The sequence below is a fragment of the Streptomyces sp. NPDC014006 genome, from assembly GCF_043088925.1.
GTDB lineage: Bacteria > Actinomycetota > Actinomycetes > Streptomycetales > Streptomycetaceae > Streptomyces.
The window spans coordinates 73,300-99,431 of sequence record NZ_JBICAJ010000016.1; the positions used below are offsets into that span (position 1 = coordinate 73,300).

Sequence of the window (26,132 nt, forward strand, 5' to 3'; positions counted from 1 at the left end):
GCGCGCGTTACCCAAGGCGGTGACCTCATGAGCCTGACTTCCGGGATCCACTGTCCGCGCACCCCGCTGCGCCGGTTCCTGGACCGTGAACTGTCGGCCGGCGCCCACCCGCTGCGTAAGAACTTCCGGGCTCGGGACCACAGCAGCCACATCCTGATGCCGGGACCGGGTGTCGGCACGGAGGCCGGCAATGTCGGCACCGCGATCGACTACCGGCTGCGCCTGGCGTTCACCGCTGCCGAGCCCGTCGACCATGTAGCCCGCGCCGGCATCCTGTTCATCAGCCCCTACGACTCCGACGCACGGCAGCAGATGCGGAACGTCGGCGAAGAACTCGCTGAGCGGCTGAAGGAGACGGTGCTGCGTCTGCAGCTCGACAACCGCGAACTGCCGATGGACCGGGCCCTTGACGAAGAGGAGGACTTGGCCCGGATGTTGATCGCGGCGGCCTGGTACCAGGTCAACTACCGCACCTCGATCGGGTTCGCCTTCACCCCGCTGGCCATCACCGCCCGCGAGGACCCCGGCGCCTTCACCCTCGAGCGGCTGCTGCAGCTGCCGCACCGCGACATGGTGGCCGACGTTGTCGCCCAGCTCTACAAGGCCGCCGACGGCCCCTTGAACGACCTGCGGGCCCGCACCCGGCCGGAGGACTGCACCCCCGCGCCCACGTTCCCCACCGACCGGATCGCCGCGGACGCCGACCTGGCCATCGACGGGCTGCTGCTCGACTTCAAGAGCATCCGGAACACGCGCACGCTCCGCCAGGCCGAAGCGTGGCAGCTGACCGGCTACCTGCTGCTCGACACCGACGACCGGTACCGCGTCGACACCGTCGGCCTGTACCTCTCGCGCTCCGGCACACTGGCCACCTGGCCGGTAGAGGAGTACTTGGAGCTGCTCGGGGCCTGCCGCCGCGACGTCTTGGCCTTCCGCACCGCGTTCACAGAGCTACTCGAAGGCTGCACCGCCGACGTCGAACCGAACGACCAGGAGGAGGAAGACCGCGTCCGGAAGCTCCTGCAGCGCTTGGCGCCCGTCGCCGATCAGGGCCACTGCCTGGTGTGCACTCAGCCCTGCCCGACATCCAGCCGCCGGCCCCGGGAGTTCTGCTCCTCCTGGTGCCGTGGCCGCGCCCAGTTCCTGCGCAACAGGGGCCTGCTGCCCGGCGGCCCAAACGTGTTGCTCCCGCGGCCGCGCAAGCAGCTCCTGGACCTACCCGAGGACGCGGAGATCGTGAGCCTCACACCTTATTCCCGCAGGTAGATAGGCGATCCGTGAAGATGTAAGCCAGAGCTCACACGCCCCATGCTTCTGTACGCCCTGGTACAGCCCGCCAGCCGCGCCGACGGGTGCGACGCCCCCGTTAAGTGCCGGTGCGCCGTCAGCGGGTGAAGGCGTCGCGGTTCGCGTCGACCAAGAAGCTGCGGTGCCGCTCGTCGTTGGTGCGGCCCCACTTTCCGTTCGAGTAGTACACGAAGTAGCCCGTGGCCGGGTCTCGGAAGTCGATGTTGCAGCCGCCGCGGATGTGCTCGCACAGACAGGTGCACGTCTTGTGATCGACTTCCCAGCCCAGCCCGGTTGGCCCGTCACCGAGGAGGCGGATCAGTTCGGGGCAGGGCGGGCCGTCGGTGGCCTCCAGCCGGAAGCCGCCCATGGAGCTCCAGGCGTCGGTTGCGTTGTTCTCTCCCGGTCCTGCGGTAGCACGGATGCGGCGCAGCAGGGGAGAGAAAATGGGCGCCGGTTTCACTGGGGAGGCGCTGGCTGCGGTGTGGGTCGCTCGTTCGTCCGGGGTCCAGTTTGAGTGGTCTTGCAGGAGTTGGTAGTCGTCGCGCAGCAGGTCGGTGACGCGCTCCCACCAGCGGGGGTTGAAGCCGGTGAGCAGGATGCGGGCCAGTGTTCCCGGGCGGTACAGGCAGATGCCGCCCCGCTCGCGGCGGTAGCGGAGGCCGGCTACACCTGCAACGCGGTTGTGGGGGTCATTGCTGTCGTCCGCGACCGAGCGGGGGAGCAGCATGTCAGCCCAGTACCGGATCACGTACGGTTCGGCCAGCATCCGAATGCCGAGCAGCTCTGGTTCCGGCCGGACGCTGACGATCCCCAGGGGATCCTGTGAAATCCCGCCGATCTTGCAGGCGGCGAGGAACACGGCGGCTTCCAGTTCCGCCTGTTCTGGATGGCGCGCCGCAGGGATGGCCACCGTTTCTCCTGCGGGGCTGACCAGCGAGTGCAGGGATTGATGGGATTCGCCCGTGCAGCGACGGCGGTCCTCAGTGGCGGCCAGAGCTGTCTGGTGGCTCATTGATGCCTGTTCCGCGCCGGTCGGCCCCCGTCGATCAGCGCTGTGTCTGCGTGGTTGTGCGTCCGATGCCGTGGGTGGTGACACTTCTGGCCGGTCCTCGGCAACGGAGCTTGCGGGGGCGTCATCCGTCGCGCGGCCGGGCGTTCACAGGCCCGCGCTGATCCAAAAGCACCAGCCCATATCAGGTCAAGGCGACACGACACGGAAAAGCGGACCAAGAGTGTCAGTGCTGCGTCGTAGCGTGTGGCTCCATGAACTTCAGGTACATACCGCCGGTTCCGGCAGAACAGATCCGGCAGCTGCCCACGCGGGATGTCGCGCTCCTTCTTCTGCGGCACTTGGCCAGCGGCACCGGATATTTGCAGTACGTGGGCACGATGAGTTCGGCGCGGCAGGCGTTCCAGGAAGAGCCGGATGCGGACGCGCTCGTGAACCGGCTGTCCGATGCCTGGTGCTGGCTGGAGGCGCAGGCGCTGCTGTCCCGGGAACCCAGCCAGTCCGATGCGTTCCGCCGAGTCTCTGGCGACGGCATGGACTTGGTGAAGGACCCGCAGGGCATCACGCGGTTCGAGGCCCGCGAGCGGCTGTCCGGTCCGCTTCACCCGGCCCTGGAAGACACGGTGCGCACCAACTTCAACCTTGGTGATTACGAGACGGCGTGCTTTGCCGCGATGAAGGCGGTCGAGGTCGCCGTCCGCGACGCCTCCGGACTCGACAACTCTCTGGTCGGAGTGAAGCTGATGCGGGAGGCGTTCCGGCCTCATGACAACGGCAAGGCCGGCGGCGCGCTGGCCGACGCTGAAGCCGAGGGCGGGGAGCAGGCGGCCACCGCCAACCTGTTCGCCGGCGCCATGGGCGCCTACAAGAACCCCGCCAGCCACCGCACCGTCGATTTCGACGACCCGATCGAGGCAGCAGAGATCATCCAGTTTGCGGACCTGCTGCTGCGCCAGGTCGAGCGGGCCAAACGCCGCATCGGCGAGGCAAGCGCGTAGAGGCGCACATGGTGCGGGGTCTGCGCAGCCGTCGGCCCTCCCGTGGGGAGGCCGGGAGGGACGGCGCGGCCCCGCCCAGGTGGGAGCACACGGACGGGGCCAGGGGGCGGGGGCCTCCGCCTGGGGGAGGAAGAGGATCACCGCGGTCACAGGATGGCACTGGATTCGGCCAGGCAACAGGGTTGTGACTGGAATCGGTCGCATGGCGGGGTCAGCCTCGGCATTCCGCCCCAGGCCGTGTGGGGGAGCCATGCCGTCTCGAGTCGCTCCGCGAGCCGGGGGCCGCCTGTGGTGGCCACCGGCTTCGCCGAAGGCGCGCGCTCGAAGACGTGGAATGGGAGAGCCTCCATGCAGCACACGACAGGGCGTTGCCAGAGCCGGATGACGGACATCAGGCGGCCATGCGCGCTGAGCGGGTCCACCACCGATCGGGGGATAACCAAAGCGCGTCCTAACTACTGCGCACGAGTGCTGGTATGCCGCCGGATGGCCGTCTCCGTCGCCGGGCGAACGCGAAGCGTGCCCATGGTGAAGCGGTGGCAGGCAAACGGTGGTGGTATCACCAGGGCCGGGCGTCGGGCGGATGGCACGCCCCGCTCCTGGTGCGGGTGTGGATCGTCGCCCCTCTCGCCATCCTCGGTGCTATCGGTGTGGGCTGGCTGATCTACTACCTGGTTGTCGACCGCCTCGTTGCCAGTGCCCCGGACGCCATCAAGACCACCCTCGCCATCCTCACCCTGTTCGGCGCCGTGCTGGCTGGCGTGTATGCCTACCGCAAGCAGCGCATCGCTGAGAGCGACGCCCACCGCGCCGACGTCAGCCAGTTCGCCGACGAGCTCTGGCGAGGATCTTGTGATCGGGCGGTGCCCTGGGCACCGTCCTCGAAGCCGCGGGTAGTCTCCGGCATCATGCTCGACCGCCCATCGCTCCTCACCTCAACCCCCGTTTTGGACTCTTGCTTTTCCGTCCCGAACTTGTCACCGAACTGTCATGACCGGGCGGGCGGGGCAACCTGTGGCAGGCAGCTCCCCTGTACAGGGATGTGCGCCGGCGAGGGACCGGCCCGGACACATCCTTCAGGGGGAGTCATGCAGTACAGATACGGCGTCCGCAGAGCCGCGGCGGCGATGGTCGTGGTCGCCGCTGCCACGGCGCTTGCCACGGGCTGTCAGCCGAGCGGTGCTGACGCCGACGCGCCTTCGGTGTCGGTACACACACCCGCGGCGGCGAGCACCGCCACGGGCACACCGAGTTCCCCGGCCTCGGAACAGGGCAGCACCGGTGCGTCCGCGGACCCGGCGGTGAGCGCCTCGTCCGCAGGGACGGACGGGGACGGGGTAGACGGGTCCGGCGACGCCGCGGCGACGTGCGACCAAAAGGACCTGCTGGCGCAGGGGCACCGGGCCAAGGACTACCCGCCGGGTACGGGCACCGGGGCAGAGGTTGTCGGGTTCAAGAACACCTCCGGGCACGCCTGCGCCCTGCAGGGCTTCCCGACCGTCGGGGCGGCGGGGATGACCCGCCCGGACCTCAGCCGTCCGCTGGCGGTGACGCAGACGGGTTCCGCTTCGCCGGTCCGGCTGGCGCCGGGCCGCACGGCGTGGGTGAAGCTCACCTTCGGCCAAGTCCAGGGCGAGGCCGACGGTGGCTGCGACTCCGGGGCCGAGCCGCAGTCCTACCCGACGATGATCGTCGGCCTTCCCGGGGTGGGCAAGTACCAGGTGCAACTGGAGGACGGACATGACGTCGTGATGTGCGACGACAAGGTGACCGTCACCGCGGTGACGGAGACGAAGCCCTCCTGATCGCGGCCCGGCACGTCCATCCCCACCGCCCACTCCCCATGACCCGGCGCTGATCGCCCCCCGGCTGACCACGGCCCACACATGCGGGGCTACGGCGTGCCTAGTGCCTAGGGAACCCACGTCTCGCAGGCCGTCGGAATCCAGCCCACCGTCCCCCGGTAGTTGATCTTCGTCCAGCGATAGTCATTTTTCCAGCCGCACAACGAGTACTTCTGCCCGTCCTCCACGGCGCAGGAGGCATACTTGCCCTTCTTCCCCTTGGGGAAGAGACCCAGCGCGGTGGCGTTCAGCTTCCGCGCGTTGCGGATCTTGACGCTTTCCTTCGCCTGGGTCGTCCACCCCTTGAAGCACGACGCCGCTTGAGGCGCTGCCGTGGGCTGGGCGGTGGCAGTGGCCGGTCCAGCCACGATCACCGCACTCGTCATAACCGCCACACCAAGCATGGAAGCCAATTTGATGCGCAACGGTCTCCCCCTTCATTACTGATCAGCTGATCCAGCCCGTTGATCATAGGTGACCATCGCCAGGAGACGTCGAACCCCCGATTCATGGGGCCTTGACCCGGATTCTTGGACACGGGCTATGCGGCTTGGGCCAGGGTAGTTGCTGTCATGGCGAGGGCCGTCTCGTAGGCGATGGGACTGCGTTGTCCGAGGCGGGAGTGACGGCGTCGGGTGTTGTAGCGGTTGAGCCAGCTGAACGCGTCGAGGCGGGCCTCGCGTTCGCTGGGCCAGGTCTTGCGGCCTTGGAGCGTCTCGCGTTTGAAGGTCGCGTTGAAGGACTCGGCGAGTGCGTTGTCCGCGCTGGAGCCGATCGCACTCATGGACTGGCGGACGCCGGCCTGGCGGCAGGCATCGGCGAAGGCCCGGCTGGTGTACTGGGCTCCGTGGTCGGTGTGTATGACCGCTCCAGCGAGGTTGCCGCGGGTGTGTTCGGCGGCGCCGAGCGCGTCGGTGACGAGGTCGGTGCGCATGTGGTCCGCGATGGCCCAGCCGGCCAGGCGGTCGTACGCCGCGACGGCCGCGAGCCGCTCCGGCTCGGCAGCGCGATCAGCATGATGATGACCGAGCGCGGCATGGTCGCCCCGGCCGCCGGCGGCAGCGTCCTCGCGCAGTTCGACGACATCCTCGCCGCGGCCGCGCCGGAACTCGCCGGTCACGTCCAGGCCGTGGCGTTCGACGCGGACACCGGCCGCCTGGACGTCGCCCCGACGCCCCCGCCTTACGGCACGAAGCTGCGCTGGAGCGCGCCGAAGCTGGTCGCGGCCGCCAACGAGAAAGTGCGCGGCGCGAACGTCCGCACGTTGCTCGTCCTGGCGCCCGCACCCGTGAAGGCCGGCCCCGCCACGGCGGCCACCGACCCGACTCCGACGGCCATGCCCGCCGCGCCGGTGCAGCGACGGACCCCGCCGGACGGCTACCGCCGTGCCATCGAGGCACACCGCCAGACCGTCCGGCCGTCCCGGGTTGACCCGGCCATCGCGGAAGCGGTGGAGCGGCAGACCGCCGCAATGCGGGAACTGAGCCGCCGCGCGTTCCCCGAGCCGGACGTCGTCGCGGACGATGCGCCGGCCTCGATCGAGGCGACCCGGGCACAACGCCAGCGCCAGGCCGCAGCCACCGAGGCCGCCGCCTTGCGCCGGGCCTGGCAAGAGCGCGCGGCCCGGGAATCCGAGACGCATGCCGACGTCCCCCAATCGGCTGCACTGCGCGATACGGCCTGAGCAGACCGGCATCCCCGGAGTAGCCCCGCCCGGCGGGATCTCAGCGTCCCGATATGCCTGGCGTTCGTGACCCGTGAGGAAGCCGCGCCAGCGCTCCTGCGCCGGGCGGAACAGGCGGGCATCCCCTGCCCCGTCATCGTCTCTCCCCGCCTCACACCCGAGGAATGGCGGCGACAGCTTGCCTGTCGCCGGGCCTGATCCCAACAACGTCGGGCAGGGCCCCCGGAGGGTCAGGCCGACGGCGGCTGGCCAGCGGGGCCCGCATCGAGTGCCCGCCAGACCGACGCCTCCCGCGCTGCGGTCTTGCGCTGGGCTCGGTCCGAACGTGCCAACCGTCAGGCCAGTACCGCCAGCGCTGCACCGCAGCTGGCTGACGCACACGCCGTGGCCGTGCCTCGACTAAGGCCAACTCAGAGGCGTGCTGCCACATTGTCAGTGGGTAGCTCTAGCGTGGTCTCGTGTCGAGAGTTGAGTGGACCCGCCTGAGCGGTGAAGAGGTTGAAGAGGTGGTTGCCGTCCTGCTGTCCCGACGGCACCCGGACTGCGTCCGCATCCGGCCTTCGCGAGGGGATGGCGGAATTGACCTTCTGCTCCCGCAGTTGGACGGCAGCCACCACGTCCTGCAAGTCAAGAAGTTCGCTGAGAACCTCAAGGCCAGCCAGAAGAGACAGATCGAGAAGTCCCTGAAACGCCTGACCACATACGCGCAGGCACAGGATGTCCGGGTCTCCCGATGGGACCTCGTGACTCCGCTAGATCCGACAAAGGAGAACCTGCAGTGGCTGCAAGGTCTACCTACCCTGCCCGAGGTGACGGTGGGCTGGCGCGGCCTCATCTTCGTAGAAGGACTCGTTTCCGAGTTCCCTGACGTCGTCGACTACTACCTACGGGGCGGCAAAGAACGCCTTCAAGCCGCGGTCGCCGACCTCACCGCGCTTCTACGCCAGCAAAGTGGTGCAACAGACGGAGACGAACCGCTCAGCGCGGCCGACGCGGGCAAGATGCTGACCACCCTGTCGAAGCAGCTCAACGCCTATGATCCTCACTATTCATACGACTTGCACGTGACCGAACGGCCCCTCGATCACAGCACAATCAACCCTGAACGTCTCATGTTCGTATGCCAGGCACTCGACGCTAACCCTTCGGTGGCCATCGCTGTGCGTGCCCGCTTCTCAGATGCCCCGAGCGTCCGCCCCATTCCGCTGTCCCTGAACATCCACGTACCGCAGGGCAGTGACCTTGAGCAGGACGTCCTCAACTTCCGTGACTACGGAACCGACCTTGTCCTGTCAGCTGAGAATTTTGACCTGACCGCCGACCTTCCCGGCGGCCTCTCCCCATCACCGGGCGCATCGACGCTGCTCAAGATCAGTGCCAATCCGAAGCCGAGCCCGACACCGCAGGAAGTGCGGTTCACCATCACCGCGCCAGACGGGGAGGAACTGGGGAGCACGCTCGTCGTACTGACATCCGGTACCACCGGGCTGACCGGAGTCGGTGGCGTACTGCGTGGCGTCGAGATCGGTGAGGTATTCGACGTCGCCTTGCGATTCAACTTCACGGCACAGAAGATGAACATCGCGATCGACACCCGCGACCTGGCCGACAAGCGGTTGGAGAGCGTGCGTGCAGGGGCGGAATTCATGGCTCACTTTCATGCGCCGAACCGGCTCACGATCCATAACCCCTACCGGCCCGAGCCTGGTCAGGGACCGATGCCGATCGGTCATGCCCGCGACCTCGGTCCGGCGCTCCAGCGTGACATCGTTGAAGCACTGCTGGAGATCCAGCGAGCTGCAGGCCTCACGATCCGGATCCCACCGCTGCTGGGGCGGCCCATCGAGGAATTTGAGACGTGGCTGGAGGCTGCGCGTCTGCTGCGTGGTGAGGAACTGCGTGTGCCGTGGAGCGAACTGACGCTCACGACCGACCACGAACCGCCACAGGATCTCTTGGCGAACCTGCCGGGAGCCTTCATCGTCCATCAGCCGCTTACGGTGTCCGTCGGCGATCAAGTGCTCGACCTCGGGTTGCGACAGTTCTACTCACCCGGCGTGCAACTGAAGGCGGACCCGGAGCGCCAAGTGGGGCAAGGAAGTCAGGTGGTGCTGGTGCCTGTGGAGGATCCGATAGCTCTTATCCGCTGGGTTCGCCCTGAAGCGTCCTGACGGGCTCAGTACCGTCCGCCGTGCCCCAAGAGGTCTGCCGAAGCCATGCCCAGTCGCTCGCGCAGCCGGACAGAACACCTAACCGTTTACCGGCCCCCCTTGCGGCGCCAACTTCGATCAGCTGGCGTTCGCGGCCCGGCTCGGCAGCGCGATCAGCATAATGATGACCGAGCGCGGCATGGTCGCCCCGGCCGCCGGCGGCAGCGTCCTCGCGCAGTTCGACGACATCCTCGCCGCGGCCGCGCCGGAGCTCGCCGGTCACGTCCAGGCCGTGGCGTTCGACGCGGACACCGGCCGCCTGGACGTCGCCCCCAGCGCCCCCGCGTACGGCACGAAGCTGCGCTGGAGCGCGCCGAAGCTGGTCGCGCCGCCAACAGTGCAGGGCGCGAACGTCCGCACGCTGCACGTCCTGGCGTCCGCACCCGTGAAGGCTGGCCCCGCCACGGCGGCCGCCGACCCGGCCCCATAGACCGTCCCCGCCGCGCCGGTGCAGCGACGGACCCCGCCGGACGGCTACCGCCGCGCCACCGAGGCGCACCGCCAGGCCGCCCGGCCGTCCCATGTTCCCGGCCATTGCGGAAGCGGTGGAGCGGCAGACCGCCGCGATGTGGGAACTGAGCCACCGCGCGTTTCCCGAGCCGGACGTCGTCCCGGACGACGTGCCTCGATCGACGCGAGCCGGGCACAGCGCCGCCACCAGGCCGCGGTCACCGAGGCCGCCGCCCTGCGCCGGGCCCGGCAAGAACGTCGAGGGACCACCCCCCGCGGGCGCGGGGAGCAGATGCCGGGCGGACGGTTGCGGAAGTACCGAGCGGGACCATCCCCGCGGGCGCGGGGAGCAGCACGTGCCCGGCTGGTCGTCGCCCAGGGCGAGGGGACCATCCCCGCGGGGGCGGGGAGCAGAGCAGCGAGTGTGTGACGTAGATGGTCACGTCGGGACCATCCCCGCGGCCGCGGGGAGCAGCCCGGCCTCGACGTCGACCACTCCACCGCCCAGGGGCCATCCCCGCGGGCGCGGGGAGCAGGCCCCCTCCGCACGGTCGTACTACGACGTCACGGGACCATCCCCGCGGGCGCGGGGAGCAGTCAGCGCGGCCATGAGCGGTCGGCTCATACTGGGGACCATCCCCGCGGGCGCGGGGAGCAGCTGCGCTTCGGCTCGCTGGGCAAGGGCCAGCTGGGACCATCCCCGCATGGGCGGGGAGCAGTGCTCCAGCCCCTTGAAGCGGGCCTCGATGTCGGGACCATCCCTGCATGCGCGGGGAGCAGCTGCCCGGCTTCGACGAGCGCTACACCGAGGCGGGACCATCCCCGCGTGCGCGGGGAGCAGTTCGGCCTCGGCTACGACGGCAGCCTCGGCCAGGGACCATCCCCGCGGGCGCGGGGAGCAGTTGACCGGGCCCCACGCGCCGTGGCCCTCCCTGGGACCATCCCCGCGTGCGCGGGGAGCAGAACAGGTTCCAGCGGGTGGCGAATCCGGGGACGGGACCATCCCCGCGTGCGCGGGGAGCAGATGGGGGCGGGGCGGGGGCCGGCGGACCCGGTGGGACCATCCCCGCGTGCGCGGGGAGCAGCTGGCGCCGGAGACGACCAGGGCGGATGTCACGGGACCATCCCCGCGTGCGCGGGGAGCAGGTGCCCTGCGCATCGGTCCAGGTCAGCCCGTAGGACCATCCCCGCGTGCGCGGGGAGCAGACTTGCCGACCTGCGCGTTTACTTCGGCAGGGCGCCGTCGCTCATGACTTTCGTCGACTCCGGACATCACGCGCATCTCCGACCCATTCGGAACCGTTTGTGTCCACTGGCAGCGCATCCTACGGCTCTCGTAGATCGAACGCCGTCCTCGGCAAGGTCGTGCCTTGTTTCACTACGACTGCGCGCCCAAGCCGACGAACTCGGGGCACAGTCGTAGGGGCCTACAAAGCCAGACCATCCCCGCGTGTGCGGGGAGTACCCGTGCGCGGTCGGCTCGGCAGGCGGGGCGGCGGGACCAATCCCGGGTGCGCAGGGAGCAGCTGTTGCGCGGCGACAGCTCGGCGCGGGCCAAGAAACCATGCCCGCGTGCACGGGGAGCAGGACGTGTCCCACCCGTCCTGCTGGATCTGCACGGGACCTTCCCCCGCGTGCGCGCGGACCAGCCGGCCAGCATCAGGCGCTGGGTCTTGGCCTCGGGTTCATCCCGGCGGGAAGTGGGGAGCAGACCGGCGGCGGGCCGATCAACAGAATCGCCTCGGGACCAACACGGGGGGAGTGGACCGCATCTGGCGGCTGACGGAGCGTCCGCGTGCACCAATGGCGGCGGTCAGTTGTTCGGTCCCAGACTCCGTCCGACCAAATCCAAGCTGCTGTTGGACCATCCCCGCGTGCGCGGGGAGCAGGACCGGATCGCGCTGCGTGTCGCTGACCGCGAGGGACCATCCCCGCATGCGCGGGGAGCAGACGCCGTCGCGGAGCCAGCGTTCGCCAGCCTCGAAACCATCCCCGCATGCGCGGGGAGCAGATCACGGGAACCGGACGCGTCACGCTCGTGCCGGGACCATCCCCGCGTGCGCGGGGAGCAGGCGTCCGCACCGAAGATGGTGGCCATGGCCGCGGGACCATCCCCGCGTGTGCGGGGAGCAGGAGCCAGACGGCGAGCTGGTCGCGTTGCCAGTGGGACCATCCCCGCGTGTGTTGGGAGCAGAGAGCCGGGAGTACCTGCGCCGCGGTGGCCAGGCCGGCCGGGGCCTGTCCCCGCGTACGCGGGGAGCAGTTGAGGTACATGATCGGCGAGACGTGGCGCACGGCACTATCCCCGCGGGTGCGGGGAGCAGATCGCCTAGCTGATCGCCGACCCTGTCTCGCCGGGACAGTCGGCGGAGACCGCCGACCACAAGCCGGGGTCCTGATGTGATTGGCCACCATCCCTGCCGGTGCGGGGAGCACAGCTTCTTGCCCAGCGCCACGTTCCCCTTCGGGGGACCATCCCCGCATGCGCGGGGAGCGGCACAGTCGCGGCCGTCAGGCTCTTGGGGGAGGGGTCATCCCCGCGTGCGCGGGGAGCACGTACAGCTGACGCCCTGCGTTGGGCCATCCCCGCCAAACGGGGAGCACAAGTCCCTGACCGACTCGGTTGAAACGCTCAAGTTGAAGCTAACCGACATCTTCCCCTTTCGGGGCGAAAGTCAGGCGCAGGCCTCGGGTTCTTCCCGACAAGATCAGGAGCGCAGACACTCCCATGGAAGTACTTGCGCCTAACAGCTCCATGATCGTCAACGTGGAGGCACCTTGCACGTACAACGCCGAGGCAAGGACCGGAAGGACCACCAAGAGCGGTGTCTGCTTCACCGAGACGAGCCTAGCGTTCGAAGGCGGTAACAAACCTCTCCCAGCAACCGGGCAATGCCCAGCGCAGGCGCTGACCGCCGGAGGACTATCGCGGTTCTGCGATCGCTCTGCGAAATCGTCTTCTCGACCAGCAACCATCATGCAGCGATGATGATGGACCCTTACGCCCTGCGTGTTGCATTGAACGAGATCGGCGCTTAATGGCCGGAGCGTCTGCTTCGGAGACCACCCAAGCCGGTCTAAGCACAGATACTGATCGACTCGCTGCGACGCGTCACCTCTGCCATGGGACCATCCCCGCGTGCGCGGGGAGCAGGCCGCCGCCGAGCTCGGCCTCGTCTACCTCCAGGGACCATCCCCGCGTGCGCGGGGAGCAGCGTTTAGCGTTGACTCACCAGCCCGGCGGAAGGAGACCATCCCCGCGTGCGCGGGGAGCAGCCAGTCGGCTGGGCACGAGCGTGAGCGTGATCGGGACCATCCCCGCGTGCGCGGGGAGCAGTCCGCGTCAGCGGCCGCAGCGGTCGCGGCCTCGGGACCATCCCCGCGTGCGCGGGGAGCAGTACACGTACGCCGTCCGAGCCCGCCACGCAGAGGGACCATCCCCGCGTGCGCGGGGAGCAGCATCATCCGCGCCCACCGAACCACCCTCTTCGGGGACCATCCCCGCGTGCGCGGGGAGCAGGGAAGGTCTCGCAGGTCGGCGCGGGCTGAGGTTGGTCCATCCCCGCGTGCGCGGGGAGCAGGCGCCACCCTGCACCAGCCAGCCTCAGCCGGACCACTCCCGCCTGGGCAGGTAGCCCTTCCCGGAAGTGCAGGCCGCTACCGTGCAGCACGCGCCGAAGAACGGATGACCCTGCCGTCCCCAGACAGTATGGCGCTACACGAATATGAAGGCGCCCCGCCAGCAAGTCCCCAGCAGGGCGCATTCCCAGGGTGCTCAGACCTTGCAGAACCCGATGCCCTTCAGTGCCTCGTTGATCTGCTTGCCCTGCGCCTCGGTCGTCGTGACGTCCTTGTACGTGAATCGCTGAGACGCGAAGTAGTCGAGCCGGCTGGCTCCACCGTTGATCGCGCCGCACTGGTTGCGGGCGGCATCAACAGCCTTCTCCTCGTACTTGATGACGTCCGGGTTGGCGGCGGCGAGCGCGCGCAGCAGCTCGGCCCGCTTCGCCCCGGTCGGCTCAGGCGGGATGCCAAGCGTCTTTTCGGCGGCGCTGTTGTCTGCGCTCGGCGTGGCGCTCGTTGCGGCGCTCGGCGAGCTGCTGGTCTTGCTATCGGTCCCGTCGTCGCTGCTCGATGAGCAACCGGTAAGGGCAAACGCGGCGAGCGTAAGGGCGGTGATGGCGGTGCGGACGTGCATGTTCCCCCCAAGGAACGGGCCTACTTACGGCGTGAACAATACGTGTGCTCTACATGTGCTTGGTATGCGGTTCTGAGCGTCGATGCGCCTGGTTGGAGCCGACCAGCCAGTGCAGGCGGTGCGTGCCGGTCTGTGGCGGGGGACCATCCCCGCATGCGCGGGGAGCAGATGACCATCCGCAACGTGTACCTGGACTGCGAGGGACCATCCCGCGTGCGCGGGGAGCAGCTTCGGGAAGCGAATGAGCTTGCCCTGGCGTGGGGACCATCCCCGCGTGCGCGGGGAGCAGTGGTCGTCGGTGTAGTCGCGCAGCTCCTTCGAGGGACCATCCCCGCGTGCGCGGGGAGCAGCCGCTGGTCGGTGTTCCGGTGACGACGATGCCGGGACCATCCCCGCGTGCGCGGGGAGCAGTTCTCCGGTGACTGCAACATCATCGATGAGGCGGGACCATCCCCGCGTGGGCGGGGAGCAGGGAGATCTGGGCGGCGAGGGCGGTCGCGCGTGGGGACCATCCCCGCGTGCGCGGGGAGCAGTGATCTGCCCCAGTTTCAGCTTGATGTTGGGCAGGGACCATCCCCGCGTGCGCGGGGAGCAGCCGCGCAGCGGCCCCCTGGAACGCGCCGAACTGGGACCATCCCCGCGTGCGCGGGGAGCAGGAGGCCGGTCGGGGGAACGGGGCTCAGGTCCGGGGACCATCCCCGCGTGCGCGGGGAGCAGACCGTACCGGTCCGCCGTTCTGCCGGGACCATCCCCGCGTGCGCGGGGAGCAGACCTTGGCCTCTTCCGGGACCATCTCTTTCCAGGGACCATCCCCGCGTGCGCGGGGAGCAGACCTTGGCCTCTTCCGGGACCATCTCTTTCCAGGGACCATCCCCGCGTGCGCGGGGAGCAGAGCGTGCGCCGGCCGAGCCAGAGCGCGCCCGCGGGACCATCCCCGCGTGCGCGGGGAGCAGTGCCTGTTCGGCGGCGCGCTGTTCGTCGGTCTGGGACCATCCCCGCGTGCGCGGGGAGCAGATTCCGTCCGGTGCAAACCGGATCTTGTCAGCGGGACCATCCCCGCGTGCGCGGGGAGCAGTCCCGTGAGTCAGGAACGGGGCTCCGTGAGTCGGGACCATCCCCGCGTGCGCGGGGAGCAGATGAGCACCCGGGCGGTCTCCTCGTCGTTGGGGGGACCATCCCCGCGTGCGCGGGGAGCAGCCGGACGGTGCAGACCGCGTCGTGGCGCTCCGAGGACCATCCCCGCGTGCGCGGGGAGCAGCTGGCCATGATGGACGTCATTGCATTGGTGACGGGACCATCCCCGCGTGCGCGGGGAGCAGCATCTGGGGCGGGATCAAAACCGGGTTCAACGCGGGACCATCCCCGCGTGCGCGGGGAGCAGGACGGGTCCGTGCTGCAGATCCCGGCAGAGCTGGGACCATCCCCGCGTGCGCGGGGAGCAGTTCTCCATTGACCTGGAGATGTTGGCACGCCAGGGACCATCCCCGCGTGCGCGGGGAGCAGTCCCTCGAAGAGACGGTCGGCACGCTGGCGGCGGGACCATCCCCGCGTGCGCGGGGAGCAGGTGGCCAGGCTGCGGCGCGCTCGGGCCACAGCGGGACCATCCCCGCGTGCGCGGGGAGCAGTGGAAGGCCGCCGAGTGGCGCGCCGAAGACCTGGGACCATCCCCGCGTGCGCGGGGAGCAGGAGCTTGGTGAAGCGGGGGTTCTCGCCGGCGCGGGACCATCCCCGCGTGCGCGGGGAGCAGCCCTGGGGCGAAGCCACCGACCCTGACAACGAGGGACCATCCCCGCGTGCGCGGGGAGCAGTGCTACTCGCTGCGCCTCTCGTTGAGGCGGTAGGGACCATCCCCGCGTGCGCGGGGAGCAGGTGCCGATCGGCATTGACGGCGCGATCCTGGCGGGACCATCCCCGCGTGCGCGGGGAGCAGCTCTCGGACCCCGATCACTACGTCAACCCGGAGGGACCATCCCCGCGTGCGCGGGGAGCAGCGACGACCGCATGGAGTCCCGCGGGCACGACGGGGACCATCCCCGCGTGCGCGGGGAGCAGGGAGCGCCGCCGGAGCGGTCACGGCTGGGCGCGGGACCATCCCCGCGTGCGCGGGGAGCAGGGCCGGAGTCGTTCGGCGACGATGTTGGCGGTGGGACCATCCCCGCGTGCGCGGGGAGCAGTCTCCGCCGAGCTGGGCCTCGACGTCGACCTCGGGACCATCCCCGCGTGCGCGGGGAGCAGGTGATCGGAGCCCTGATCTTCGCCCTCGTCCTGGGACCATCCCCGCGTGCGCGGGGAGCAGACTGCGTGACCTGCGGGTTTGCAGGGCCAGTGCCGTGTTTTCCATGACTTCTCGAGAGTCCGACAAAATTCGCATTACCTACCCTGCAGTTTCGGCTGTGCCGCGACCCAGCCGGGGACCCAACTTAGGGCTGCCGGGTGACGTCCGCTGTCTAGCTTGCGCCAGCTGTAGATCTTGCCCGTTTCTTCATATCGGTGTCACGCTTCGCTTACACCCTGTATGTATCTGGCATGACAGGCGAGGGGGGCGCCCCGGTGGGGCTTCATGCCCGGCTGGGCAGACCAGCGTTGAGTGTGTGGGCCAAGCACGAGCGTGATTCCGACCGGTGGCTGCCGCTGTGGCGGCATATGGAGGACAGTGCCGCCGTGGCCGGGCGGTTGTGGGATGAGTGGCTGCCGTTGTCGGTGCGGAGGCTGATCGCTGGTGCCCTGCCCGGTGGGGAGGGTGATGCGCGCCGGCTGGCGGTGTGGCTGGCTGGTGTGCACGACGTAGGGAAGGCGACGCCTGCATTCGCCTGTCAGGTGGAGCAGTTGGCGCAGGTCATGCGTGGTCATGGGCTGGAGATGCGTTCGCGGCAGGCGATGGGCGCGGACCGGCGGCTTGGGCCTCATGGGCTGGCGGGGCAGGTGCTGCTGGGGGAGTGGCTGGAAGAGCGGCACGGCTGGACGGTCAAGCAGACGGGGCAGTTCACGGTGGCGGTGGGCGGGCATCACGGGATGCCGCCCGAGCACGGTCAGATCCAGGCGCTTGGCCGTCACCCGGATCTGCTGCGTACTCGTGGGCAGAGTTGGACGCTGTGGAAGCGGGTGCAGGAGGAGCTTCTCGACGCGTGCGCGGACGAGTTCGGCGTGCGGGAGCGCTTGGCGGCCTGGCGGGTGGTGAAGCTGCCGCAGCCGGTGCAGGTGCTGCTGTCTGCGCTGGTCATCGTGTCCGACTGGATTGCCAGCAATCCCGACCTCTTTCCCTACTTTCCTGAGGATGTGCCCCGAACGGGCCACGAGCGCATCGTGGCCGCCTGGCGTGGGCTGGACCTGCCGGGCCCTTGGCGTGCTGAGGAGCCGGTCGGGGACGTCCAGGAGCTGTTCGCATCACGGTTCGACCTTCCGCCGGGGGCGAAGATTCGGCCGGTGCAGGAGGCGGCTGTGGAACTGGCACGCGGGATGGACGAGCCGGGGCTGATGGTGATCGAGGCGCCGATGGGGGAGGGGAAGACGGAGGCCGCGCTCGCCGCTGTGGAGGTTCTTGCCGCGCGGTTCGGGGCGGGTGGTGTGTTCTTCGCGTTGCCGACGATGGCCACTGGTAACGCGATGTTTCCCCGCCTGCTGGGCTGGCTCGACCGTCTGCCTGCTCCGGAGGGGACTCGTTACTCGGTTCTGCTGGCCCACTCCAAGGCGGCCCTCAACGAGGGCTTCGCCGATTTGATGGGCCGGGGCCGGCGGATTGCCGCGGTCGATGTGGACGGGCCGGGGGAGCAGGAGTGGCGGCCGTCGAGCTGTGACCGTTTTGCTGCTGCCGAACTCGTCGCCCACGCGTGGCTGCGGGGGAGGAAGAAGGCCATGCTGTCCTCGTTTGTTGCCGGCACGGTCGATCAGTTGCTGTTCGCCGGGCTCAAGAGCCGACACCTGGCGCTGCGTCACCTGGCGATCGCCGGGAAGGTCGTCGTCATCGACGAGGCGCATGCTTACGACACGTACATGAGCGTCTATCTCGATCGGGTGCTGTCGTGGCTGGGCGCGTATCGGGTGCCGGTGGTGGTGTTGTCCGCGACGCTGCCGGCTGGCCGCCGACGAGAGCTTGTAGAGGCTTATGCGGGTAAGACCACTGGTGAGGTTGCGGCTTCGTTCGACGCTGTCGCCCAGGCCGGTGACTATCCGCTTTTGACGGCGGTCACGCCCGGCGCCGCGCCGGTCATGCGGTGCCCGGCGGCCTCGTCCCGCGGCACGGACGTCGAACTGGAGCGGCTAGAGGACGACGTGGAGGTCCTCGCCGACCGGCTGGAGAGAGACCTGGCCGGGGGCGGTTGCGTCCTGGTCGTCCGCAATACGGTGCGCCGTGTCCTTGAAACAGCGGATGCGTTGCGCGAGAGGTTCGGGGGTGCAAACGTCACCGTCGCCCACTCGTGTTTCATCGATCTTGACCGTGCAGACAAGGACGCCGGTCTTCTGAACCGTTTTGGGCCGCCGGGTAAGAGCGATCGGCCGTCGTCGGCGCACATCGTTGTCGCCAGCCAGGTCGCCGAGCAATCCCTGGATGTCGACTTCGACCTGCTGGTCACCGACCTCGCCCCGATTGACCTCCTGCTCCAGCGCATGGGGCGGCTGCACCGGCACCTGCGCGGGGGTGTGGAGCAGACCGACCGGCCTGAGCGGTTGCGTCAGGCACGCTGCCTGGTCACCGGTGTCGACTACGGCGCTGCCGTTCCCGCGCCGGTGCGCGGCTCGCTCGCCGTGTACGGGGCGTATGCGCTGCTGCGGTCCGCTGCCGTCCTGCAGCCGCACCTCGGCGGTGGCCGGGAACGTCCTGTACGGCTGCCCGCGGACATCAGTCCCCTGGTGCAGCGGGCCTACGCGGATGAGTTCGATGGCCCGTCCGACTGGCAGGAGGCGCTCGAAGCTGCCCGCGCGCGCCACGACGAGCATCGCGAGGACCAAACCGAGCGGGCCGCGACGTTCCGGCTGGATGCCGCCGGCCGTCCCGGCCGGCCGCTGTTCGGCTGGGTCGCAGCAGGTGTCGGAGACGCGGACGACACCCGCCAGGGCCGGGCCCAGGTACGCGACAGCCGCGAAAACCTGGAGGTCGTGGTCGTACAGCGGCGCGCCGACGGCACCCTGGTCACGGTGCCGTGGCTGGAGCCAGATCGTGAAGGCCGCCCCCGTGCAGGGCTGTCACTGCCCACAGACCAGGTGCCGACCGCTTTTGCGGCCCGTACCGCGGCGAGCTGCGGACTGCGGTTGCCGATTCAGTTCAGCTACGCCGACGTCATGGACCGGGCGGTCGACGAGCTCGAGGAGCTCTATATCCCTGCATGGCAGGTGAAAGACAGTCACTGGCTGGCTGGCCAGCTGATTCTGCCGCTCGACGAGCATTGTCAGACCCATCTGGCAGGCTTCCAGCTCCAGTACAGCCCTCATGACGGCCTGGAGGTGACCCGTGCCTGAAGTCGACCCGAACGACGGCCCCGGTGTGGTGTCGTTCGACCTCACCACTCAGTCGTGGATCCCCGTGCTCAGACGGGACGGTACCCAGGGCGAGTTATCGCTGCGGGAGGTGTTCGCGCAGGCGGGCGACCTGCGGCGCATCATCGGTGACCTGCCCACCCAGGAGTTCGCTCTGCATCGTCTGCTCCTCGCGATCGCGCATGATGCGCTCGACGGGCCGCAGGACATCGATGAGTGGGCGGATTTGTGGGCCGAGGAGGACTGCTTCGGGCCCATCGAGGCGTATCTCGAGGAGCACCGCGGCCGTTTCGATCTGCTGGATGGTGCTGCACCGTTCTTCCAGACGCCTCATTTGCGGACCGCGAAGGACGAGGTGTTCTCCCTCAACCGGATCGTGGCCGACGTTCCCAACGGGGAACCGTTCTTTACCGCGCGCATGCCCACCGTCGAGCGTCTCACCTTTGCTGAGGCGGCCCGCTGGGTCGTGCACGCGCACGCCTACGACACGTCCGGCATCAAGACCGGCGTGCACGGCGACGCGCGCGTCAAGGGCGGCAAGGTTTATCCGCTGGGTGTCGGCTGGGCCGGGAACCTCGGTGGCGTCTTCGTCGAGGGCGCCACGCTACGCGAGACGCTGCTGCTGAATCTGGTGGCCGCCGACACCTCCGGTGTTGAGATCGATGCAGAGGATGCGCCGGCGTGGCGCCGCCAGCCCAGCGGCCCGGGCGGCGCGGAGCGCGCCCCGAGTGGTGTACGCGACTTGTACACCTGGCAGACGCGGCGCCTGCGGCTGCACTTCGACGCTGACGGCGTGCACGGCGTCGTCCTGGGCTACGGCGACCCGCTGTCCCCTCGTAATCGGCAGCACCGGGAGCCGATGACCGCCTGGCGGCGCAGCCGGACGCAGGAGAAGAAGCTGAAGCAGACGCCGGTCTACCTGCCGCGTGAGCACGCGCCTGAGCGTTCGGCCTGGCGGGGGATCGGCGCGCTCGTCATGAGCGAGGAGCAGGCCTCTTTGGGGCCAGAGCCGGCCGACTACCTGCGGCCGGGCATCTTGGAGTGGGTGGCCCGCCTGGTCACCGAGGGGGAGCTGGAGGCCGGTTTCCTCGTTCGGGCGCGGATCATCGGTGCACGCTACGGCACGCAGCAGTCTGTGATCGACGAGGTCGTCGACGACCACGTGGCCATGGCGGTCGTCCTGCTGCACCGGCATGATCGGCGCTACGCAGAGCAGGCCGTCGCAGCCGTCGGCGATGCCGATCTTGCGGTCAACGCACTCGGTGACCTCGCCACCAACCTGGCCCGCGCGGCCGGCACGGAGAGCGATGGGCCCCGCTCGAGTGCACGCGATCTCGCCTACGGTCTTCTCGAGGCCCCGTACCGCACCTGGCTGGCCCGTCTCGCCGAGACCGACGACCCGTATGCGCGGCGCGGTGAATGGCAGCAGCAGGTGTACGCCATGGTCAGCGAGCTCGGTGACCGGCTGATGGCCGCGGCCGGGGACGCGGCGTGGCAGGGCCGCATCGTCGCGGTCAAGCACGGCACGGAGTGGCTCAACTCGGCGCTCGCCAGCAAGTGGTTCCGCGCTGCCCTGCACAAGGGGCTGGGGCGTCCCGACTCCTTCGACACGACGCCGGATGCGGACGCAGGCCCGGCGCCCGAGACCACTGTGAAGGCACCCGCATGACCACTGTCACCGCACCTGTCACGCCGCGCGAACGGGTCACCCGTCTCGCCGCTGCCCACATCACCGCCCTGCAGCGCGGTTACCTCACGGATCAGTCCCACGCGGTCGCAGCTCTCGCCCGGCTGCGGCGCGGCGCGGGCCGGCCTGCCGGGCAGCTGCCGGACCTGTGGGCCCTGATCGACACCGGCCCCCTGCACGACACCCCGCAGGGCTCCCGGCCCTTGAGTGAGAGCGAACTGACCAGGTCTGAGGACGCCTTGCACGTCGCTCTCACTCTCTACGCGCTGCATCAGCAGTCCCGCCGCACCGGCATGTATCAGGCGGACCGGCCGGACCGGCGCCGCGGCCTGGGAAGCGCGGTGCGCCGGATGATGAAGCCGGGGGAGATCGACGAGCCGGTGCACAAGCGCCTGGTCCGCGCCGGCACCGCGCCCGATCTGCCGGTCCTCGCCCAGCGGCTGCGCGACATCGTCGTCCTGCTGCGCCGCGAGGACATCCCGCTCGATCACGCCCTGCTCGCCGGACAGCTCTACACGTGGCAGTGGCCCGGCGGCGCGGACACCGTCCGCAGGGAATGGGGCCGCTCTTTCCACGCCTGGCACGGCAAGCCGACTCCCGCCGGCTCTGACAGCACCAGCACCACGGACACCGACAAGGACGCCTCGTGAATCGCATCTTCCTGGACGTGCACGCCCTGCAGACCGTCCCGCCGAGCAACATCAACCGCGACGACACCGGAGCGCCGAAGAGCGCGGTGTACGGGGGAGTGCCGCGCGCCCGCGTCTCCAGCCAGGCGTGGAAGCGGGCCACCCGTACCTACTTCAAGGATGAGCACCTGCTCGAGCCCAGTGAGCTCGGCGTGCGGACCAAGAAGATCGTGGAGGTGATCGCCGCCCGGATCACCGAGTTCGAGCCCTCCCTCACTGGTGAGAACGCTGTGCGGGTCGCGGACGAGACGGTGAAGGCTACCGGCTTGAAGACGGAAGTTCCCCAGCGCAAGGCGGCTGCCGTCAAGGACGGAGAGCGTGAGCCGGCGCCTGAGTCGAAGTATCTGGTGTTCCTCAGTACCCGCCAGCTCGACGGCCTGGCCCGCCTCGCCGTCGAGGGCGCTGGCGACATCGCCGCGTTCTTCAAGGACAAGGAGAACCGGAGTCGGGCGAAGCAGATTGCCGACACCCGTCACTCCGTCGACATTGCCCTGTTCGGTCGCATGGTCGCCGACGACGCCGACATCAACGTCGACGCCGCCGTCCAGGTCGCCCATGCCCTCAGCGTTCACCGTGTCGAGAACGAGTCTGACTACTACACCGCCGTCGACGACGAGAACACCGACGCCGAGACGGGCGCCGGCATGATCGGCACCGTCGACTTCAACTCCGCCACCCTCTACCGCTACGCCGCGCTCGGCGTCCATCAGCTCGCCGCCAACCTCGGCGAGGGACTGCGCGAGGACGAGTCGCGCACTGAGCCGGTCCGCCGGGCCGTGGAGGCCTTCGTCCACGGGTTCGTCGCTTCCCTTCCCACGGGCAAGATCAACACCTTCGGGCACCACACACTGCCCGACGCCGTGATCGTCAAGCTGCGCACCACCCGGCCGGTCAGCTTCGTCGCAGCCTTCGAGGACCCGGTGCGCGGCGCCAGCGGCGGATACGTCCGCGAGGCGTGCGAGCGCCTGGCCGAGTACATCCCCGACATCGAACGCGCCTACGGCGACGACGACTCCACGCTCACCTGGGTGCTGCGGGTCGGCCCCAATACGAACAAGCTGGCAGGGATCGGCACCGAGTCGGCCACCCTCGGCGAACTCGTCGCCGCTGTCGGCCAGGCCGTCGCCGAACGCCTGGAGAAGCCCGCATGAGCGTGCTGACTCTCCGGCTCGCGGGCCCCCTGCAGTCCTGGGGGGCCTCGGCCCGCTTCGCCCGCCGCACCACCGAGTCCGCCCCCACCAAGAGCGGCGTCATCGGCATGCTCGCCGCCGCCGCCGGCATCGAACGCGGCGATGACGACGCACTGGCACCGCTGGCCGCCCTGCGGTTCGCCGTCCGCATCGACCAGCCCGGCACCCGCGTCCGTGACTTCCACACCGCCCACCACGGCGTCACCGGCAAATCCATGCCGCTGTCCGAACGCTTCTACCTCGCCGACGCCGTTTTCGTCGCCGCCCTCCAAGGTGATGCCACGCTGGTGACCGCACTGAACGCCGCCATGCGCGCCCCGGTGTATCCGCCGTTCCTTGGCCGCCGCTCCTGCCCGCCCTCCCTCCCGGTCGAACTCCGCCTCCATGACCACGACGACGTCCTGGACGCACTGCGCGCCGAGCCCTGGCAGGCCTCGCCCTGGTACCGCAACCACCACCGCGGCCAGGACCACATCGAACTGACCGTGCTGCGCGACGCGGACCCGGACGAGCATCACACCGCGGACACCCTGCGCGACCAGCCCCTCAGCTTCGCCGCCCAACACCGGCGCCACGCCCTGCGCACCCAGGTCACCTGCAGCGTGCGCATCCCCGCCCCGGACGCCCGGCACCTGCCCCGCCACGACCCGTTCGACGCCCTGGACGAAGAGAGCGCCTGATGTACCTCACCCGCTTCCGCGTGAACACCGCGCGCTCCGGTGCCCGCCGCCTGCTGTCTTCCCCTCAGACCATGCACGCGGCCGTCATGTCGTCCTTCCCCGCACTGCTGCCCACCGACACGCCTCCCTCAGGCGGTCCGCGCGTGCTGTGGCGCCTGGACCAGGCCGCCCGAGCCGAAGTCATGCTGTACATCGTCAGCCCCGAACGGCCCGACCTCACCCACCTCGTCGAACAAGCGGGCTGGCCAGCTGTCGCACACCCCGGCGAGCCGGGCTGGCAGACCCGCCCCTACAGTCCGTTCCTGGACCGCCTCGCCAGCGGCGACGAGTGGGCGTTCCGTCTCACCGCCAACCCCGTCCATCAGATCCGCCGCAAGGACGACGAACCGACCAAACGCACCGCGCACATCACCCCCGTGCACCAGATCGGCTGGCTCCTTCAGCGCCAGGAAGCCTGCGGCTTCCGCGTACTGGAGAAAGCCGACGCCAAGCGGCTTCTCCCCAGCGGCACCACCCACACCAAGCAGCCCCACCACGGCGACCGGTACGAGGTGACCGTTCAGGACAAGCGCCCCCTCGCCTTCGACAAGTCCCGCGGCACCGGCAGCGGCCGGCGGGCACCCGTCACCCTGGTCACCGTCACCTTCGACGGCCGCCTCCAAGTCACCGACCCGCAACTGCTGCGACGCGCCCTGACTCAAGGGATCGGCAAGGCCAAAGCCTATGGCTGCGGCCTGCTCACCCTGGCACCAATGCGCGCAACAGGCTGAGTCCGATGACCACCATCAACCGGCGCGCGGCGCTCACCCCGCGCCACCTCGCCCGCACCGGCGACCGGCTGTCCTTCATCTACCTCGAACGCTGCACCGTGCACCGGGACGCCAACGCCATCACCGCCGAGGACGCCGACGGCACCACCCACATCCCATCGGCAACCATCGGCACCCTCCTCCTCGGCCCAGGCACCCGCATCACCCACCAGGCGATGAGCGTCCTCGGCGAAACCGGCGCCGCCGTCTGCTGGGTAGGAGAACAAGGCGTGCGCTACTACGCCGGCGGCCGCGCCCTGACCCGCTCCTCCGCGCTCGCCGAAGCCCAAGCCCTGCAGTGGGCTAACACCCGCAGCCGACTCGCCGTCGCCCGCGCCATGTACCGGCTACGCTTCCCCGACGAAGACCCCGCCCGCCTCACCCGCCACGAACTCCTCGGACGCGAAGGCACACGCGTCAAGGACTGCTACCGAGCCCAGTCCGCCCGCACCGGCGTTCCCTGGCACGGCCGCCGCTACACCCCCGGCGACTTCTCCAGCGGCGACCCCGTCAACCAAGCCATCACCTCAGCCGCCCAGTGCATGTACGGCATCGCCCACGCCGTCGTCGCCTCCCTCGGATGCAGCCCAGCACTCGGCTTCATCCACTCCGGCCACGAACTGTCCTTCGTCCTCGACATTGCCGACCTCTACAAAACAGAAATCGGCATCCCCCTCGCCTTCGACATCGCCGCTGAGGACGAAGAAGACGTCGGCCCGCGCACCCGCCGCGCCCTCAGGGACCGCATCAACGCCACATCCCTGCTCGATCGCTGCGTCAACGACATCAAACACCTTCTGCTGCCCGAGGCAGTCTCGGCAGGAGCAGCGAACGAAGACCAAGACGTCGTCACCCTCCACAGCGACAGAGACCGCACCGTCGCCTCAGGCCACAACTACGGCGACGGAACTGACGATCATGGCGCCTACAGCGACGTGGAGTTCTCCTGGTGACCGTCATCGTCCTCACTAACTGCCCGCCCGGCCTGAGAGGCTTCCTTACCCGCTGGCTCCTCGAGATTTCCGCCGGCGTCTTCATCGGCAACCCCTCTGCCCGCATCCGAGACCTGCTCTGGGACGAAGTCCAGCAGTACGCCCACCAAGGCCGCGCTCTCCTGGCCCACACAACGAACAACGAGCAAGGCTTCACCTTCCGCACCTACGACCATGCCTGGCACCCCGTCGATCACGAGGGCCTGACCCTAATTCGCCGCCCCAACGTCAAGGCGCCTACTGATGCCGCAAACACTCCCCGGAAAGGCTGGAGCAAGGCTTCCAAACAACGACGGTACGGTAGAAGTTAATAAGCGCCTCAGTCATCCTTATGTGCTCTATGTCGGAATCGGCGAAACTGCTTCTAAACGACAAACATCCGCAGCAAAATCGCAGGTCACGGAGTCTGCTCCCCGCGCCCGCGGGGATGGTCCCGCGACGCCCATGCCGCCGAAGCCGGTGGCCGGCTGCTCCCCGCGCCCGCGGGGATGGTCCCGGTGGAGGAGCCGGTGGAGCGGGTGCCTGTGGCTGCTCCCCGCGCCCGCGGGGATGGTCCCCCGCCGCTGAGGAAGGCGGCTGCTGCACCGTTCTGCTCCCCGCGCCCGCGGGGATGGTCCCATGTCCGGCGGCGCCATCGGATTGAATACGATCTGCTCCCCGCGCCCGCGGGGATGGTCCCCGCCGCCAGTACCAGTAGGAGGCGCCATGCCCCTGCTCCCCGCGCCCGCGGGGATGGTCCCGCAGGTCTGCCGGCCGTCGGTCTTCGTGTCGTCTGCTCCCCGCGCCCGCGGGGATGGTCCCCGCCTCGCCATGATCGGACGCACCATCAAGTCCTGCTCCCCGCGCCCGCGGGGATGGTCCCGCAGGTCTGCCGGCCGTCGGTCTTCGTGTCGTCTGCTCCCCGCGCCCGCGGGGATGGTCCCCGCCACG

17 protein-coding genes, 1 pseudogene and 4 CRISPR repeat arrays are annotated in these 26,132 nt (G+C 69.4%); of the genes and pseudogenes, 14 read left to right on the forward strand and 4 right to left on the reverse strand.

The genetic code is table 11. From position 1 onward, the window contains the following. Nucleotides 1–27 precede the first annotated feature (27 nt). Entirely contained in the window at nt 28–1,266 is a 1,239-nt protein-coding gene (locus ACF1GV_RS37260; protein ID WP_391690344.1) for a hypothetical protein, read from the forward strand. A 118-nt stretch (nt 1,267–1,384) separates the two neighbouring features. Here ACF1GV_RS37260 and ACF1GV_RS37265 read toward each other — a convergent pair whose 3' ends face one another. Beyond that, nucleotides 1,385–2,200: a hypothetical protein gene (locus tag ACF1GV_RS37265; protein ID WP_391690347.1), complete on the reverse strand. Its 816-nt coding sequence runs from the start codon at nt 2,198–2,200 to the stop codon at nt 1,385–1,387. A 353-nt stretch (nt 2,201–2,553) separates the two neighbouring features. Between ACF1GV_RS37265 and ACF1GV_RS37270 the strand changes: the two genes are divergently transcribed. Both ACF1GV_RS37270 and ACF1GV_RS37275 read left to right on the forward strand, forming a co-directional pair. Then, nucleotides 2,554–3,297: a TIGR02391 family protein gene (locus ACF1GV_RS37270; RefSeq protein ID WP_391690350.1), complete on the forward strand. Its 744-nt coding sequence runs from the start codon at nt 2,554–2,556 to the stop codon at nt 3,295–3,297. Between the two features lie 536 nt (nt 3,298–3,833). After that, nucleotides 3,834–5,102, forward strand: a complete 1,269-nt coding sequence (locus ACF1GV_RS37275) for a DUF4232 domain-containing protein (RefSeq protein WP_391690353.1) — start codon at nt 3,834–3,836, stop codon at nt 5,100–5,102. A 107-nt stretch (nt 5,103–5,209) separates the two neighbouring features. On the opposite strand, the gene ACF1GV_RS37280 is transcribed toward ACF1GV_RS37275, so the two are convergent. Both ACF1GV_RS37280 and ACF1GV_RS37285 read right to left on the reverse strand, forming a co-directional pair. Further along, the gene (locus tag ACF1GV_RS37280; RefSeq protein WP_391690356.1) at nt 5,210–5,566 is read right to left on the reverse strand and encodes a hypothetical protein; all 357 of its coding nucleotides are present in this window, start codon (nt 5,564–5,566) and stop codon (nt 5,210–5,212) included. 116 nt (nt 5,567–5,682) lie between these two features. Then, nucleotides 5,683–6,105, reverse strand: a pseudogene (locus ACF1GV_RS37285) (transposase); the annotation flags it as partial. A gap of 165 nt (nt 6,106–6,270) precedes the next feature. Here ACF1GV_RS37285 and ACF1GV_RS37290 point away from each other — a divergent pair. The 3 genes from ACF1GV_RS37290 to ACF1GV_RS37300 all read left to right on the forward strand — a co-directional run bounded on the left by ACF1GV_RS37290 (nt 6,271) and on the right by ACF1GV_RS37300 (nt 9,465). Then, the gene (locus tag ACF1GV_RS37290; protein WP_391690359.1) at nt 6,271–6,825 is read left to right on the forward strand and encodes a DUF721 domain-containing protein; all 555 of its coding nucleotides are present in this window, start codon (nt 6,271–6,273) and stop codon (nt 6,823–6,825) included. A 458-nt stretch (nt 6,826–7,283) separates the two neighbouring features. Then, a complete protein-coding gene (locus ACF1GV_RS37295) occupies nt 7,284–8,996 on the forward strand; it encodes a hypothetical protein (RefSeq protein WP_391690362.1) in 1,713 nt (570 codons plus the stop codon). Between the two features lie 160 nt (nt 8,997–9,156). Continuing rightward, nucleotides 9,157–9,465 carry a hypothetical protein gene (locus tag ACF1GV_RS37300; protein ID WP_391690365.1) on the forward strand — a complete coding sequence of 103 codons (309 nt, stop codon included), beginning with the start codon at nt 9,157–9,159 and terminating at the stop codon, nt 9,463–9,465. A gap of 283 nt (nt 9,466–9,748) precedes the next feature. Continuing rightward, nucleotides 9,749–10,691: direct repeats of the CRISPR family, unit length 29 nt; unit sequence GGGACCATCCCCGCGTGCGCGGGGAGCAG. A 1,919-nt stretch (nt 10,692–12,610) separates the two neighbouring features. After that, a CRISPR array of direct repeats spans nt 12,611–13,066; the repeat unit is 29 nt; unit sequence GGGACCATCCCCGCGTGCGCGGGGAGCAG. A 194-nt stretch (nt 13,067–13,260) separates the two neighbouring features. On the opposite strand, the gene ACF1GV_RS37305 is transcribed toward ACF1GV_RS37300, so the two are convergent. Then, the gene (locus ACF1GV_RS37305) at nt 13,261–13,683 is read right to left on the reverse strand and encodes a hypothetical protein (protein ID WP_391690368.1); all 423 of its coding nucleotides are present in this window, start codon (nt 13,681–13,683) and stop codon (nt 13,261–13,263) included. A 139-nt stretch (nt 13,684–13,822) separates the two neighbouring features. Then, nucleotides 13,823–15,979: a CRISPR direct-repeat array (repeat unit 29 nt; unit sequence GGGACCATCCCCGCGTGCGCGGGGAGCAG). Between the two features lie 230 nt (nt 15,980–16,209). Here ACF1GV_RS37305 and cas3 point away from each other — a divergent pair. Genes cas3 through cas2e form a run of 8 tightly spaced genes read left to right on the forward strand, consistent with a single transcriptional unit; the run spans nt 16,210 to nt 25,513 of the window. Further along, complete coding sequence (cas3, locus tag ACF1GV_RS37310; RefSeq protein ID WP_391690371.1) at nt 16,210–19,137, forward strand: CRISPR-associated helicase Cas3'; 2,928 nt, start codon at nt 16,210–16,212, stop codon at nt 19,135–19,137. Next, nucleotides 19,130–20,824, forward strand: coding sequence for a type I-E CRISPR-associated protein Cse1/CasA (casA, locus tag ACF1GV_RS37315; protein WP_391690374.1), 1,695 nt, complete (start codon nt 19,130–19,132; stop codon nt 20,822–20,824). Before cas3 ends, casA begins: the two co-directional genes overlap by 8 nt. Next, nucleotides 20,821–21,492 carry a type I-E CRISPR-associated protein Cse2/CasB gene (gene casB, locus ACF1GV_RS37320; protein ID WP_391690378.1) on the forward strand — a complete coding sequence of 224 codons (672 nt, stop codon included), beginning with the start codon at nt 20,821–20,823 and terminating at the stop codon, nt 21,490–21,492. Before casA ends, casB begins: the two co-directional genes overlap by 4 nt. Next, nucleotides 21,489–22,682: a type I-E CRISPR-associated protein Cas7/Cse4/CasC gene (gene cas7e / locus ACF1GV_RS37325; RefSeq protein ID WP_391690381.1), complete on the forward strand. Its 1,194-nt coding sequence runs from the start codon at nt 21,489–21,491 to the stop codon at nt 22,680–22,682. Before casB ends, cas7e begins: the two co-directional genes overlap by 4 nt. Next, the gene (gene cas5e, locus ACF1GV_RS37330; RefSeq protein WP_391690384.1) at nt 22,679–23,401 is read left to right on the forward strand and encodes a type I-E CRISPR-associated protein Cas5/CasD; all 723 of its coding nucleotides are present in this window, start codon (nt 22,679–22,681) and stop codon (nt 23,399–23,401) included. Before cas7e ends, cas5e begins: the two co-directional genes overlap by 4 nt. Further along, nucleotides 23,401–24,171 carry a type I-E CRISPR-associated protein Cas6/Cse3/CasE gene (gene cas6e / locus ACF1GV_RS37335; RefSeq protein ID WP_391690386.1) on the forward strand — a complete coding sequence of 257 codons (771 nt, stop codon included), beginning with the start codon at nt 23,401–23,403 and terminating at the stop codon, nt 24,169–24,171. The genes cas5e and cas6e overlap by 1 nt, the downstream gene beginning before the upstream one ends. Before the next feature lie 5 nt (nt 24,172–24,176). Next, nucleotides 24,177–25,163, forward strand: coding sequence for a type I-E CRISPR-associated endonuclease Cas1e (gene cas1e, locus ACF1GV_RS37340; protein ID WP_391690389.1), 987 nt, complete (start codon nt 24,177–24,179; stop codon nt 25,161–25,163). Continuing rightward, nucleotides 25,160–25,513, forward strand: coding sequence for a type I-E CRISPR-associated endoribonuclease Cas2e (gene cas2e / locus ACF1GV_RS37345; protein ID WP_391690392.1), 354 nt, complete (start codon nt 25,160–25,162; stop codon nt 25,511–25,513). The genes cas1e and cas2e overlap by 4 nt, the downstream gene beginning before the upstream one ends. A gap of 95 nt (nt 25,514–25,608) precedes the next feature. After that, nucleotides 25,609–26,125: direct repeats of the CRISPR family, unit length 29 nt; unit sequence CTGCTCCCCGCGCCCGCGGGGATGGTCCC. The last annotated feature ends 7 nt before the right edge of the window (nt 26,126–26,132 follow it).

Excerpts from the sequence above, each read along its gene's own strand:
- ACF1GV_RS37300 (WP_391690365.1), top strand. The coding sequence starts at position 9,157 with ATGATGACCGAGCGCGGCATGGTCGCCCCGGCCGCCGGCGGCAGCGTC.
- cas6e (WP_391690386.1), top strand. The coding sequence starts at position 23,401 with ATGTACCTCACCCGCTTCCGCGTGAACACCGCGCGCTCCGGTGCCCGC.
- cas5e (WP_391690384.1), top strand. The coding sequence starts at position 22,679 with ATGAGCGTGCTGACTCTCCGGCTCGCGGGCCCCCTGCAGTCCTGGGGG.
- cas1e (WP_391690389.1), top strand. The coding sequence starts at position 24,177 with ATGACCACCATCAACCGGCGCGCGGCGCTCACCCCGCGCCACCTCGCC.
- cas3 (WP_391690371.1), top strand. The coding sequence starts at position 16,210 with ATGACAGGCGAGGGGGGCGCCCCGGTGGGGCTTCATGCCCGGCTGGGC.
- ACF1GV_RS37260 (WP_391690344.1), top strand. The coding sequence starts at position 28 with ATGAGCCTGACTTCCGGGATCCACTGTCCGCGCACCCCGCTGCGCCGG.
- ACF1GV_RS37305 (WP_391690368.1), bottom strand. The coding sequence starts at position 13,683 with ATGCACGTCCGCACCGCCATCACCGCCCTTACGCTCGCCGCGTTTGCC.
- ACF1GV_RS37270 (WP_391690350.1), top strand. The coding sequence starts at position 2,554 with ATGAACTTCAGGTACATACCGCCGGTTCCGGCAGAACAGATCCGGCAG.
- casB (WP_391690378.1), top strand. The coding sequence starts at position 20,821 with ATGACCACTGTCACCGCACCTGTCACGCCGCGCGAACGGGTCACCCGT.